Annotated in this window: 14 protein-coding genes and 2 pseudogenes (1 of these 16 only partly in view); 12 read left to right on the top strand and 4 right to left on the bottom strand. The window is 67.4% G+C overall.

Going from position 1 to position 12014, the window contains the following annotated elements:
* Positions 1–38: 38 nt before the first annotated feature.
* Positions 39–947 carry a DMT family transporter gene (locus C3K08_RS12215; RefSeq protein WP_104991545.1) on the top strand — a complete coding sequence of 303 codons (909 nt, stop codon included), beginning with the start codon at positions 39–41 and terminating at the stop codon, positions 945–947.
* A 4-nt stretch (positions 948–951) separates the two neighbouring features.
* Here the strand turns inward: C3K08_RS12215 and C3K08_RS12210 are convergent, their stop codons facing one another.
* Positions 952–1443 carry a hypothetical protein gene (locus C3K08_RS12210; protein ID WP_104991544.1) on the bottom strand — a complete coding sequence of 164 codons (492 nt, stop codon included), beginning with the start codon at positions 1441–1443 and terminating at the stop codon, positions 952–954.
* 80 nt (positions 1444–1523) lie between these two features.
* Between C3K08_RS12210 and C3K08_RS12205 the strand changes: the two genes are divergently transcribed.
* From C3K08_RS12205 to C3K08_RS12180, 6 genes are all read left to right on the top strand, one after another.
* Positions 1524–2168: a response regulator transcription factor gene (locus C3K08_RS12205; protein ID WP_104991543.1), complete on the top strand. Its 645-nt coding sequence runs from the start codon at positions 1524–1526 to the stop codon at positions 2166–2168.
* A 7-nt stretch (positions 2169–2175) separates the two neighbouring features.
* Positions 2176–2433, top strand: coding sequence for a hypothetical protein (locus tag C3K08_RS12200; protein ID WP_104991542.1), 258 nt, complete (start codon positions 2176–2178; stop codon positions 2431–2433).
* Positions 2430–3284, top strand: a complete 855-nt coding sequence (locus tag C3K08_RS12195) for a serine hydrolase (protein WP_104991541.1) — start codon at positions 2430–2432, stop codon at positions 3282–3284. The genes C3K08_RS12200 and C3K08_RS12195 overlap by 4 nt, the downstream gene beginning before the upstream one ends.
* 180 nt (positions 3285–3464) lie before the next feature.
* Positions 3465–4319 (top strand): cytochrome c, encoded by an 855-nt coding sequence (locus C3K08_RS12190; protein WP_234009074.1) that lies wholly within the window; start codon positions 3465–3467, stop codon positions 4317–4319.
* A 47-nt stretch (positions 4320–4366) separates the two neighbouring features.
* Positions 4367–5035, top strand: a complete 669-nt coding sequence (locus C3K08_RS12185; RefSeq protein ID WP_104991539.1) for a ubiquinol-cytochrome c reductase iron-sulfur subunit — start codon at positions 4367–4369, stop codon at positions 5033–5035.
* Entirely contained in the window at positions 5032–6348 is a 1317-nt protein-coding gene (locus tag C3K08_RS12180; RefSeq protein ID WP_104991538.1) for a cytochrome bc complex cytochrome b subunit, read from the top strand. The genes C3K08_RS12185 and C3K08_RS12180 overlap by 4 nt, the downstream gene beginning before the upstream one ends.
* A gap of 338 nt (positions 6349–6686) precedes the next feature.
* Here the strand turns inward: C3K08_RS12180 and C3K08_RS12170 are convergent, their stop codons facing one another.
* Positions 6687–6935, bottom strand: a complete 249-nt coding sequence (locus tag C3K08_RS12170) for a DdrH (protein ID WP_104991536.1) — start codon at positions 6933–6935, stop codon at positions 6687–6689.
* A gap of 127 nt (positions 6936–7062) precedes the next feature.
* On the opposite strand from C3K08_RS12170, the gene C3K08_RS12165 reads away from it, so the two are divergent.
* From C3K08_RS12165 to C3K08_RS12155, 3 genes are all read left to right on the top strand, one after another.
* A complete protein-coding gene (locus tag C3K08_RS12165; protein WP_104991535.1) occupies positions 7063–7485 on the top strand; it encodes an iron-sulfur cluster assembly accessory protein in 423 nt (140 codons plus the stop codon).
* Between the two features lie 103 nt (positions 7486–7588).
* Positions 7589–8089: a crossover junction endodeoxyribonuclease RuvC gene (locus tag C3K08_RS12160; RefSeq protein WP_104991534.1), complete on the top strand. Its 501-nt coding sequence runs from the start codon at positions 7589–7591 to the stop codon at positions 8087–8089.
* Between the two features lie 30 nt (positions 8090–8119).
* Positions 8120–8788, top strand: coding sequence for a PrsW family intramembrane metalloprotease (locus tag C3K08_RS12155; RefSeq protein WP_104991533.1), 669 nt, complete (start codon positions 8120–8122; stop codon positions 8786–8788).
* Positions 8789–8791: 3 nt separating this feature from the next.
* Here the strand turns inward: C3K08_RS12155 and moaD are convergent, their stop codons facing one another.
* Positions 8792–9472 carry a molybdopterin converting factor subunit 1 gene (gene moaD / locus C3K08_RS12150; protein ID WP_104991532.1) on the bottom strand — a complete coding sequence of 227 codons (681 nt, stop codon included), beginning with the start codon at positions 9470–9472 and terminating at the stop codon, positions 8792–8794.
* Between the two features lie 189 nt (positions 9473–9661).
* On the opposite strand from moaD, the gene istA reads away from it, so the two are divergent.
* Together istA and C3K08_RS12140 are read left to right on the top strand one after the other, a co-directional pair.
* On the top strand, positions 9662–11227 hold the full coding sequence (gene istA, locus C3K08_RS12145) for an IS21 family transposase (RefSeq protein WP_104991531.1): 1566 nt from the start codon (positions 9662–9664) through the stop codon (positions 11225–11227).
* A 7-nt stretch (positions 11228–11234) separates the two neighbouring features.
* Positions 11235–11735: pseudogene (locus C3K08_RS12140) on the top strand (ATP-binding protein); the annotation flags it as partial.
* Positions 11736–11843: 108 nt separating this feature from the next.
* Here C3K08_RS12140 and C3K08_RS12135 read toward each other — a convergent pair.
* A pseudogene (locus C3K08_RS12135) lies at positions 11844–12014 on the bottom strand (IS3 family transposase); it runs 943 nt beyond the window's last position.

Below are 12014 nucleotides of genomic sequence, written 5' to 3'. Positions count from 1 at the left end.
CTGCGTTTCCCGCCCGAGCCTCCCCTACAATCCTTCCCGTGTCCTCCCGCTCGCTCGGTCTGCTGCTGCTCGTGCTCGTCACCCTGCTGTGGGGCAGCACCTTCGCGGTGGTCAAGGAACTCGGGGAGCTGCTGCCGCCCGCCGTCCTGATCGCGTGGCGCTTCCTGATCGCGTCACTGGCGCTGCTGCCTGCGCTGCTGCTCTCGCGGGAGCGGGGGGCCGCTGTCCCGACTGGCCCCGCCCGCCCCCTCTGGCGCGACGGGCTGATCCTGGGGGCGTGGCTGATCGCCGGGTACGGCACCCAGACCATCGCCCTTCAGACCACTGGGGCGAACCGGGCCGCCTTTTTCACGGCGCTCAGCGTGGTGCTCGTCCCGCTGTGGCTCACGGTGGCGCAGCGCCGCCCGCTGCCCTGGGGGCTGTGGCTGGCGCTGCCGCTGGCGGTCGGCGGGCTGGCCCTGCTGTCATGGGAGGGGGGTGCCCTCGTTGTGGGGGACGCTTGGGCGCTCGCTTGCGCCGTCACGTACGCGGGATTCATCATCGCGCTGGAACGCACCGCGAGTCGGCACGGGGCGCTGCGCTTCACCTTCGCGCAACTGCTGGCCGTGACCGCCCTCGCGTGGGTGTGGGCACTGCTCGCCGAGCCGGAAAAGCTCTGGCCGCCCGCCGCCGCCTGGGGGCCGCTGGTGTACCTGGGGGTGGCAGCGACTGCCGTGACCACCCTCCTCCAGACGGTGGGCCAGCGCCGGGTCAGCGCCGCCGAGGCCAGCCTGATTTACGCGCTCGAACCCGTGGCCGCCGCCCTCTTCAGCTTCCTGCTGATCGGGGAGCGCATCGGCCTGCGCGGGGCACTCGGCGGGCTGCTCGTCGTGGTCGCCACCCTGCTGGGCCAGCGGGCGGGGGAGGCCCATCCCGAGACGCCCACCCCGCAGGCCGAGGCGTCCTGAAGCCTCAGCGCCGATCCGGGATCAGCAGGGTCCGCAGCGCCGGGGACGCGCTCCACACGCCCATCAGCCCCTCGCGGAAAACCGACCGGCGCACGGCGGTCTGGAGCGGGGTGGGCAGGTCGGCCGACGGGTAGACCGCGCTGCGCCCCTGGGCACCCACCCGCACTCCCAGCGGAAAGCCCAGCGTGAGGGCCGCCACCAGCACGCCCCCCAGCAGCCACCCGCCCAGTGCCCCGGCCCCCGCCTGCCAGCGCGGCGCCGGTCCCGCCTGCGTCAGCACGAGGCGCCGCAGTCCCAGGCTCAGGACCAGCCCCAGCCCCAGCGCGGCGCCCAGGGCAAGCGCCCACCCGCCCCCCGTCTGCCCGGCCCGGTTGGCGAGCCAGCAGGCCAGCACGCCGCCTGCGCCCCAGGCCAGCCCCGCCAGCCCGCGCCGGGCGCCCAGCGCGGTCAGCACGGCCCAGACGGTCACGAGCAGGGCGTCAAACCAGGTGATCACGCGTGCCAGTTTAGCGGGCCGGCCGGGGGATGGTGGGGTCGGCTGCCGTCTGTACCGGGGGGGCGTCTACACTGGGGAGCATGATCCGTGTCCTGCTCGTCGACGACCACGCGCTGTTCCGCCAGGGGCTGCGCAGCCTGCTCGAAAGCGAGGGGATGCGGGTGATCGGGGAAGCCGCCAACGGCCGCGAGGCGATCCGCTACGCCGCCGAGACCCACCCCGACGTCATCCTGATGGACATCCAGATGCCCGAACTCGACGGGGTCAAGGCCACCCAGAGCATCCTCGAGATTGACCCCAAGTCCAGGGTCATCATGATCACCATGTACCGTCAGGACCGCTACGTCTTCGAGGCGGTCAAGGCCGGGGCACGCGGCTATGTCCTCAAGGACGCCGACGCGGCCACCCTGATCGACGCGATTCGCCGGGTGGCCGCCGGGGAGGCGCTGCTCGACGCCGACATGGCCCAGAACGTCCTCGACGACTTCCGCGACAAGCGCGAGGAGCTGCCCTCGGAGAAGCACGCCGACCTCAACGAGCGCGAGACGATGATCCTCAAGCTGCTGGCCCAGGGCTTTTCCAATCAGGACATCGCCCTGCGGCTCGACATCTCGGAAAAGACCGTGCGCAACCGCCTCTCCGAGATCTTCACCAAGCTGCAGCTCAACAACCGCACCCAGGCGGCCCTCTACGCGATTCGCGAGGGCATCGCCAACCTGGACTAGGGGAGACGTGGCCCGGCCCAAGTCGGCGGTCCGACCCGCCCGAGGTGCTCCTGCCCCTCCCGTGACGTTCCGGGCGGGGTGCTCGCGCGAGTGGACCCTGCCCTCCGCCGAGGCCGACCTCGCCTACACCGAGCAGGCCTTTCCCGAGTGCCCGACCTGCCCGCACCGGGTGGAGCCGGAGGGCACGCTGCCCTTCTGTACCCTGCGTCCGGTCGGGGCGGCCCACCCCTTCGCGGCCCTCGCCGGGTTACAACTGCCCGAATGACCCCACCTGACCTCTGGCTGGCCGACCTGCGCTCGCGTGGCTACGGGGGCGAGGTGGGGCTGCTGATCCATGACCTCGCCGGGCGTGAACTGTTCTCCCTGAATGCCGACCGGGCCTTCCCAGCCGCGAGCACGATCAAGGTGCCGCTGCTCGTTCAGGCCCTGGAAGAAGCGCAGGCGGGCCGACTCGACCTCTCGGCGCGTGTGGCGATGACCGCCCAGGACCGGGTGCCCGGCTCGGGGGTGCTGCACGAGTTGGACGAGGGCCTGCGCCTGACCTGGCGCGACGTGCTCACCCTGATGACCGTGGTGAGCGACAACACCGCCACCAACCTGCTGATCGGGCAGCTGGGGGTGGAGCGGGTGAACGCGTGGCTGGACAAGCGGGGGCTGACCTCGACCCGGCTGGTCGGTCCCCTGCAACTGCCCCCCGAGCGCCAGACCGAGGCCCAGCGCCGGGGCGAGCGCAACCGCACAGCCGCCCGCGATCAGGTTGCCCTGCTGGGTCAGTTGGCCCGTGCGGAGCTGCTTGACCCCCCGCACACCGAGCTGGCCCTGTCCATCCTGGCCCGGCAGCAGTTCCGGGACCTGCTGGGGCGGTACGTGCCACGGGATGCCGAGAGTGAACCCCTCTACCGGGTGGCGAGCAAGAGCGGCGAGTTGCGCGGCGTTCACCACGACGTGGGGGTGCTCTTCACCCCGCGCCCGCTGGTGGTGGCCCTGCTCTCCCAGGGCGGCACGGACCCCCGCGAGCATCCCGACAACCGGGATGTGGGCGTACTCGCCGGGGCACTGTGGCCCCTGCTGGCCGCCCTGGGCGGGGTTCACGGGCCTCACGCGGGGGACATTTAACCGCTCGGTCAGGCAGTACCCTGATGGCTCCAGGAAGGGGCGTTTTTCGCCGTATGGCACGGCGGGAGGCGCCAATCGTGCGTGCTATGCTGGCCGCCAGCCGATTGCCTTTAGAAATGAAGGCGAGTCCGGGGAGGCACCCTGGGGGGGACACCCCTGGGGAGCGCGAGGAGAAGGAACGTGGAGAGAAACGACGCTGTCATGCCCTGGGTCGCCATCGTCAGTGCGGCCATCATGTGGATCATCCTGCTGTTCCTCTTTAACAAGGAGACAGCGCCCGAGCCGGTCGTGGTGGACCCCGAGGTGGTCGCCACCATCAACCAGACGTGGCCCACCCTGGGGGCGCAGGTGTACACCTCGGCCGGGTGCGTGGGTTGCCACGGCGACAAGGGCCAGGGCGGCGCGGGACCGGTGCTCGCGGGCAACGAGCGCATCACGCAGGACCCGGTGTACGTGCATACCGTCATTGTCGAGGGCAAGGGGCAGATGCCTGCCTTTAACCAGCTCAAGGACGAGGAAGTCTACGCGGTCGCCAACTACGTGCTGAACTCGTGGGGCAACCGCATCGAGGAGCCGCTGACGCCCGCCCAGGTGGCCGAGGGTCAGACCAAGATTGACCCCGCCGTCCTGAAAAACCGCAGCCGCTTTGTCCCCGAGGACATCAAGTTGCCCGAAATCTTCCTGGCGACCTTCGTGATGGTCCTGCTGACCTACGGGCTGATCGGCCTGTACAGCGTGTGGACCGAGGGCCAGGAACTGCATCCCGGCGTCCATAAGGTTCGCGCCACGCCCGTCGCTACGCTGGCGATGGTGGTGACCCTGGGCCTGACCCTGCTGTTCAGCGTGCTGTTCGTGCGCCAGATGGCCGCTGACTACGCGGCCTGGGCCGACCGGGTGATGCCCAACGTGGCGATGGAAGGCTTCTACGCCGCGATGATCCTGCTGACCCTGGCGCTGGCGACCGGCCTGTACAAGAAGTTCTTCATGGACGGCGAGGTGCTCGTCGAGGACGCCAGCGGCGAATTCCCCTGGTAGGTTCCTGACCCTCGACCGCCCCACCTCTGACCCGCAGGAGTGACCCCATGACCCGTTACAAGAGACAAGACCCCGAGATCACCCGCCGCAAGTTCATCAACGTGGCGATGGGCACCACGGCCGCTGTGGGCGGCGTGAGCCTGCTCAGCACGCTGGGCGCCGCCAACCCCGTCTTCCGCCTCACCGCCGACAAGATGCCGCCCCTCGAAGGCGACATCCTCGTGCACGCCGAGGAGAGCAAGGAAGGCCGCCCCATCACCGTCGCGGACCTGAGCACGCAGCTCGTGCGGGCCTGGGCACAGGGCCAGGACGAGAACGGTCAGCCGGTGATCCGCAAGGGGGATCCCAACAACATCCTCGCGGTGTACCGCTTTCCGCAGGGGCAGCTCGTGGCCCCCACCAACCTGGACGCGACGGTGGACGGGCAGATCGTCGTGTACAGCGACATCTGCACCCACGCGGGCTGCTCGGTCAGTGACAGCGACATCAACGCCGGGCAGATGCGTTGCCCCTGCCATTCGGGCGAGTACGATCCCAAGCGCGGGGCCATCGTGACCGGCGGGCCGCCCCCCAAGCCGCTCGCGCAACTCCCCATCCGGCAGGACGGTGAGCGGCTGGTGGTGGCTGGCTTCTTCCTGTCGCCGCCCTACCCCTACCACAACAACGAGGCCGAGTGGAACAACGTCAAAGAGGAAGTGGAGGAGGCGCTGACATGAACCAGTGGCTCGACGACCGCCTGCATATCTCGCGCCTGAACGACAAGTTCCTGCGCAAGGCCTTTCCCGTCCATCACTCCTTTTTTCTGGGCGAGATCACGCTCTTCAGCCTGATCATCCTGATCCTGACCGGCATCCTGCTGGCGCTCTCCTACGAGCCCAGCAACAGTATGGTGGTCAACTCCTTTGACCCCGGCACCGTCGACGCGCCCAACCTCGTTCCGGCGGCCTATCACTCGGCCCTCAAGATCAACGCCGCGCCCTTCGGGGACATGCTGCGGCGCATCCACCACTGGACGGCGAACATCATGGTGGCGGCGTCGGTCATCCACATGATGCGCATCTACTTCACGGGGGCCTTCAAGAAGCCCCGCGAGATCAACTGGTGGATCGGCATGCTGCTGCTGATCTTCGCGGCGCTCACCGCCGTGACCGGCTACGTGCTGCCCTACGACAACTACGCCTACAACACCCTCAAGGTGATCTACTCCATCGCCGCCTCTATCCCCTGGGTGGGCGAGTGGGTCGCGCAGGCGGCGTTCGCGGGCAAGTTCCCCGGCGACGGCGTGATTCCGCGTGTGTACGGCTACCACATCATGCTGCTGCCCGGCATCCTGCTGGCGCTGACCGCCGCGCACATGCTGATCATGATCAAGCAGAAGCACACGCAGCCGCAGTACGCCAAGCGCATCGCCTACAAGAAGATCGTGGGCGTGCCGCTGATGACCCAGCAGACCCCCATCATGCTGATGCTGACGCTGCTGTTCGCGGGCATCATCGTGCTGTTCAGCGCCTTTATCCCGGTGCACCCGGTCGAGCACTTCGGCCCGCCCAGCACCACGCCGATCGACAACATCAAGCCTGACTGGTACCTGCTGTGGGTCTTCGGCGTGCTGGCGATCATCCCCGGCTTCGAGTTCAATCTCCTGGGCGGCAACATCAACTCCGAGTTCGTGGGCGCGATCCTGCTGCCGACCCTGACCCTGGGCGCGATGTTCGCGGTGCCCATGCTCGACCGCAGCAAGGAAAACCTCTACTACGCGGAAAACCCCACCAACCATCCGGTGCGGCTGGGGATCGGCGTGGCCTTCATGATGCTGCTGGCCGTGTGGTCGGTGGCGGGGTACAAGCCCGAGCTGATCAGCTCCGGCATCCTGACCACCGAGAACGCCAACACGGTGCTGTGGATCGCCACCTTCCTCGTTCCGGCGCTCTCGTACTTCTTCGTGCAGGCCGTTGTGCGCGGTATCCGTGCCCTGCGCGAGGCCGACGAGCGCGACCGCACCGTCCACGCGGCCCACGCCGACGACTGAGTCTGACTCTTCTCGCCCCCGCCCTGGCCCCGCGCCGGGGCGGTTTGCTTTATCGTGCGCCAGGATGCCCCCCGTCGACGACCCCCTGGACCGCTGGCTGGCCCGGCAAGCCCGGCAGCTCGGGCTAGAAAGAGCCAGCCTAGAGCGGGCCGATGCCGAGGCACTTCAGTCCTTCGCTTTAGTCGTGTTGGAGGAACTCGCGGCCCGTGGCCTGATTCCCGCTGAGCCGGAGATCGGGTGCTGGAGCCGTCCGCGCTCGCGAGCAAACTGATTTGTCGCCAGCGAGGCTATAAAAAAAGACGCCGGGCCTTCGGCGTCTCGGGGTATGCAGGAGATGTTCAGGCCTGAACGCGGGGAGGCCGGGTGGGGGGCGTCTCGCCGCCCTGCTGGCGGGCGCCCGCCGCGTAGCCCACCTGAGCGCCGAACTGCCAGGCCAGCTTGATCATGAACTGGATGGCTTCCTCGTCCCCGCTCTGGATCAGGGTGTGCAGATGCTCGGGCAACCCGTCGGGCAGCGGCATGGCCTGAAGCTGGTCGCCGTACTCCGCCCGCAGTTGCTCGAACCACTCGGCGTAAGGGTTCGTCATGGAATCAGCTTAACAGAAGGGCGCTCAAGGAATGTAAGCGCTGATGGGGGCGCACGGGCGTGGGGAGGCCCGGCTAATTTGCCGACGCGACACCTTTTTCTTGTTCCAATGGTGTTACGCTTCACCCATGACGGCGACCTCTTTTCCCGAATCCGGCAGCCTCCTGCCGACCCAGGACATTCGCATCAGCGAGTTCGGTGCCCAAAAGGCCCTGGCCATCCTGGCCCAGAGCGGCAAGGACAACGCGGGCGTCCGGGTCTTTATCAAGAGCGGTGGGTGCAGCGGTTATCAGTACGGCATGGCGATTGACGACCGTGAGCTTGATGGCGACACCATCGTGGTCGACCGGGGCGTCAAGCTGCTCGTGGACCGCATGAGCCTTCCGTTGCTGCGGGGCAGCGAGGTGGACTTCGTCGAGAACATGATGGGCGGCGGCTTCACCGTGCATAACCCCAATGCCACCAGCAACTGCGGCTGCGGCCATTCCTTCCGCACCGACGGCGCCCAGTCGCCCGACGGCGAGGGCAGCGGGGGCTGCGGCACCCGGTAACGCAGGTTCTCTCAGCGGGCCACCCGGACCTCCCTGGGTGGCCTGCGCCGTTGTGGGGCGAGTCCGGACGCGCTGCGGTTTCCTTTTGTCCTATCCTGCGGCCATGATCGTGCTTGGGGTGGACCCTGGACTGGCGAATCTGGGGCTGGGGCTGGTGGAGGGGGACGTGCGTAAGGCCCGTCACCTCTACCATGTCTGCTTGACCACCGAGAGCGCCTGGCTGATGCCCCGCCGGTTGCAGTACCTGCACGGCGAGGTGTCTCGCCTGCTGGCCGAATACCAGCCCGACGCCGTCGCCATCGAAGACCAGATTCTGCGCCGTCAGGCGGACGTGGCCTTCAAGGTGGGGCAGGCCTTCGGGGTGGTGCAACTCGCCTGCGCCCAGGCGGGAGTGCCCATCCACGCCTATGGCCCCATGCAGGTCAAGCGCTCGGTCGTGGGTACGGGCCGCGCCGACAAGGACCAGGTCATCTACATGGTCAAGGCGACCCTGGGGGTGCGCGAGCTGTTCAACAACCACGCGGCGGACGCCCTGGCCCTCGCCCTGACCCACCTGGCCCATCAACCCCTGCAGGCGGCGGCCCAGCGGCTGGCGCGGGCCTAGGGTCAGGCCTGGCTCCCGGCCGAGTGCCCCATGCCCCTGTTCTGGCCCCTCCTGATCTCGCTGGTTCTGTCGGCGGGCTGGTTGTGGTTTTTCGTGCGGCGCGACCGTCATCCGGAACCCGCGTGGCTGCTGGCCCGGACCTTCGGCTGGGGCATGGTGGCCTGGGGGGTCTCGGCGGCGTTCGGTGGCACCTTCGAGCATCTGCCCACGGGCCTGGGCATTCTGACGCCGTTGCTCGCTCTGCTTCTCACCGCCACGGTCGAGGAAGGCAGCAAGTTCCTGGCCGCCATCACGGCCACCACCGAACACGAGTTCGACGAACCGATGGACGGTCTGGTCTATGCGGTCACCGCTGCCCTGGGCTTCGCTTTCGTGGAGAACGTGACCTATTCCCTGGGCTTCGGAACCTCCGCCCTCGCCTGGCACGCGCCACTGACCACCCTGGTGCATGCCCTCTTCAGTGCGCCGCAGGGCTACGCGCTGGGGGGACGGCACCTGCGGGGGGGACGCTGGTGGCGTTCGCGGGGGTTGCTCCTGAGCGTCGCGCTGCACTTCGTGTTCAACGGTCTGCTGACCGGCGCGGCGGGCTGGCCGCAGTTGCTGGCCCTGGCCGCCGCCCTGTGCCTGATGGCTCTGCTCGCGGGCCGCTACTACCGGCACTTCGAGGCCCATGCCCGCGACAATCCCCAGGTTCCTTGACCCCTACAGGGTGGGATGCTCGCTCTGGCCGTCGACCCAGTGGGCACCCTGCTCGTCCGCCTCGTGCTTCCAGACGGGCAGGTGGGCCTTGAGGAACTCGATCAGGAAATCGCAGGCTTCGAGCGCCGCGCGGCGGTGAGCGCTGGCGACCCCGATCAGGATGCTGGCCTCGCCCGGCCGCAGACGCCCCGTCCGGTGCTGAATCAGCACACGCAACTCTCCATGCTGCTCGCGTGCCCGGTGTGCCGCTTCCTCCATGACCCGCACAGCCATTGGGGCATACGCCTCGTAGTCGATGAAGTCGACAGCCTTACCCCGGTTGGGCGAGCGGACCGTCCCCACGAAGTAGGCCTGCGCTCCGTACTGGGGCCGGATCAGGAACGGCTCGGCCTCCGCCAGCAGCAGGGGCGCGTCCCGAACCTCGCAGCGCGTCTCGGCTTCAGGTGCCGCGCCTCCGGCCACGGGAGGCAAGAAGGCCACCTCGTCTCCAGCGGACAGGGACTGCTCGGGCCGGGCATAGGTCTCATTGACGGCCACCATGCAGCCGCGCAGGCTCAGGCCGTGGCTCTGCTCGACCAACGCCGCGAGGTCACGCACGGTCGACCCGTCGGGCACCTCCAAGCTGGCGGTCTCCAGTCCAGCCTCCCGCTTCAGGCGTGCCAGAAACACCACATGTACCCGCATGAACCGAGGCTAGCACGCTCTTTTCTGAGGCTTTGCGTACGCTGGCGTAATCCGGCGGGGGTCGCTGGAGTTATCCGGCACCTTCCGCTGGTCTAATCCGGCACCCTGCGCTGGTTGATTCCGGCACCCTCCGGTCGCGGACGAGACTCCCCTGGTCATCCTTGCAGGATGACCAGAAAGCGAGCGTCCATGCGAAAAATCAGGGAAGTCTTGCGGTTGAAACTGGAACTGAAGCTCAGTGACCGCCTCATTGGACAAAGCGTCCAACTCGCCCGCAGCACCGTGCAGGATTACGTCGCACGCGCTCAGCAAGCGGGGCTGAGCTGGCCTCTCCCCCCAGAGCTGGACGATGTCCAGCTCGAAGTGCTGCTCTTTCGTACCCGTGAGCAGGCTGCCGTCAGTGTCACCCACCAGCCCGACTGGGCCGCCATTGACCGGGAACTGCGGCGCAAAGGCGTCACTCGTCAACTGCTGTGGGAAGAGTACCGTCGGCACCATCCGGACGGCTGGCAATACGCAACCTTCAACGAGAATTACCGGAAGTGGAAGGCCACAACGGGCCTGACCATGCGCCAGACCCACCGGGCAGGTGAGAAGCTCTTCGTCGACTACGCCGGACTGACGTTGCCCTTGACCGACCCGAGGAATGGGGTCGTCCAGGCTGGCCAGGTGTTCGTGGCCACCCTGGGTGCCAGCGACTACACCTACGCCGAAGTGACCCGAACCCAGGGCATTCACGATTGGATCGCGTCGCATGTCCGGGCGCTGGACTTCTTCGGTGGAGTGCCCGAGATCATCGTCCCGGACAACCTCAAGGCTGGCGTGACCCACGCCAGCCGCTACGAACCCGAGCTGAACCGCACCTATCAGGAATTCGCACAGCACTACGACGTCGCCGTCATCCCTGCCCGGGTCCGCAAACCCAAAGACAAGGCCCTGGTGGAAGTGCACGTGCAGATCGTGGAACGCCGCATTCTCGCCCCGCTGCGCGACCGGGTGTTCTTCAGCCTGTCCGAGGCGAACGAAGCGGTCTGGGAACTGCTGAACACCCTCAATGGGCAACCCTTTCAGAAGAGGCCAGGCAGTCGCCGCAGTGAGTTCGAAACCCTGGATCAACCCCTGCTGCGCCCCTTGCCCGCCCAGCCCTTCGAGGTGGCCGAGTGGAAGCACGCCACGGTCGGTCTGGACTACCACGTCGTCGTCCAGGGGCACGCGTACAGCGTGCCCCATCACCACGTCAAGACCCGGGTGGATCTGCGACTCACCGCGCGGTTGATCGAGATCTACCGTTCAGGCGTACGGATCGCGGTTCATCACCGGGTCCCCGACGCGCTGACGTCGGCCCGGCAACAGACCACGGTGCCGGACCACATGCCCGCCCACCACCGGTACTACCGAGAGGTGGGTCCGGACCAACTCCTGGGTCAGGCTCAGCAGATTGGGGAGGCCACGACGACCCTGGTGCGCGCCATCTTCGACGGAGATCAACATCCTGAACAGAGAAAGCGCGTCGTGACGGGTCTGCTTCGCCTGCACCGCGAGTACGGGGAGCGGCTGGAAGCGGCCTGTCGGCGGGCGTTGGCTCTGCAAGCGCACAGCTTGCAGAGCGTGAAATCCATCCTGAAGCACCGTCTGGACGAAGCGCCACTCCCCGATGCCCCCACCGCACTCCCTGTAGCCGACCACAGCAATCTGCGTGGTCCTGGGTACTTCGCAGAGATCGACGAACCGGGTGCCGAGCGCACCCTGAATTGAGGTTGACATGTTGCCCCATCCGGTGATTCAACAGTTGCGCGCCCTGAAGCTCGATGGCATGGCGCTCGCTTTGCAAGAACAACAGGAACAACCTGGTCTCCGCGAGCTGAGCTTCGAGGAACGACTCACCTTGCTGGTCGACCGTGAGCGGGCCTGCCGGGATACCCGGGGCTTGCAGCGCCGCCTGACGGCGGCGCGTTTGAAGGTCAATGCGAGCCTGGAAGAGGTGGATGTGAAACACCCGAGGGGGCTGGATGCCCGGTTGCTGCGTTCACTGGCCCAGGGTCAGTGGCTCGCCGAAAAAAGGGGGGTCATCATCACCGGCCCCACGGGCGTCGGGAAGACGTTCATCGGGTGTGCCCTGGCGCACCAGGCTTGCCGTCAGGGCTTCACGGCGTTGTATGCGCAAACCGGGCGACTGTTGCAGGAACTGACCCTGGCGAAAGGGGATGGACGGTATCTGAAGCTCCTGGCGAGCATCGCCAGGGTGAACGTCCTGATTCTGGATGACTGGGGGCTGGATGTGCCCACAGCGGAAGGTCGAAGGATTTTGCTGGAGATTCTGGTGAGGGTGCCCCAATTGCGGTACCAGCCGATTTGCAAAAGTCAGCGTACCTCAGCCCGCCTGTTCGAGGCGGGCGAATTCGTTCGGGGTCCGTCCACCGAGCGAGGTATGCGGCCTGACGGCGTTGTAGTCCTGGCGCCAGGCAGAGAGGATCAGGCGTGCCTGATCCAAGCTTTGGAACCAGTGCAGATTCAGACACTCGTCCCGGACACGGCCGTTGAA

This window comes from Deinococcus sp. NW-56, from assembly GCF_002953415.1.
Classification (GTDB): Bacteria; Deinococcota; Deinococci; order Deinococcales; family Deinococcaceae; genus Deinococcus.
This window is presented reverse-complemented; position numbering and strand designations above follow the sequence as displayed.

Coding starts and splice junctions, on each gene's coding strand:
- moaD (WP_104991532.1), bottom strand. CDS start 9,472: ATGCGGGTACATGTGGTGTTTCTGGCACGCCTGAAGCGGGAGGCTGGA.
- C3K08_RS12160 (WP_104991534.1), top strand. CDS start 7,589: ATGATCGTGCTTGGGGTGGACCCTGGACTGGCGAATCTGGGGCTGGGG.
- C3K08_RS12185 (WP_104991539.1), top strand. CDS start 4,367: ATGACCCGTTACAAGAGACAAGACCCCGAGATCACCCGCCGCAAGTTC.
- istA (WP_104991531.1), top strand. CDS start 9,662: ATGCGAAAAATCAGGGAAGTCTTGCGGTTGAAACTGGAACTGAAGCTC.
- C3K08_RS12205 (WP_104991543.1), top strand. CDS start 1,524: ATGATCCGTGTCCTGCTCGTCGACGACCACGCGCTGTTCCGCCAGGGG.
- C3K08_RS12165 (WP_104991535.1), top strand. CDS start 7,063: ATGACGGCGACCTCTTTTCCCGAATCCGGCAGCCTCCTGCCGACCCAG.
- C3K08_RS12180 (WP_104991538.1), top strand. CDS start 5,032: ATGAACCAGTGGCTCGACGACCGCCTGCATATCTCGCGCCTGAACGAC.
- C3K08_RS12195 (WP_104991541.1), top strand. CDS start 2,430: ATGACCCCACCTGACCTCTGGCTGGCCGACCTGCGCTCGCGTGGCTAC.
- C3K08_RS12170 (WP_104991536.1), bottom strand. CDS start 6,935: ATGACGAACCCTTACGCCGAGTGGTTCGAGCAACTGCGGGCGGAGTAC.
- C3K08_RS12155 (WP_104991533.1), top strand. CDS start 8,120: ATGCCCCTGTTCTGGCCCCTCCTGATCTCGCTGGTTCTGTCGGCGGGC.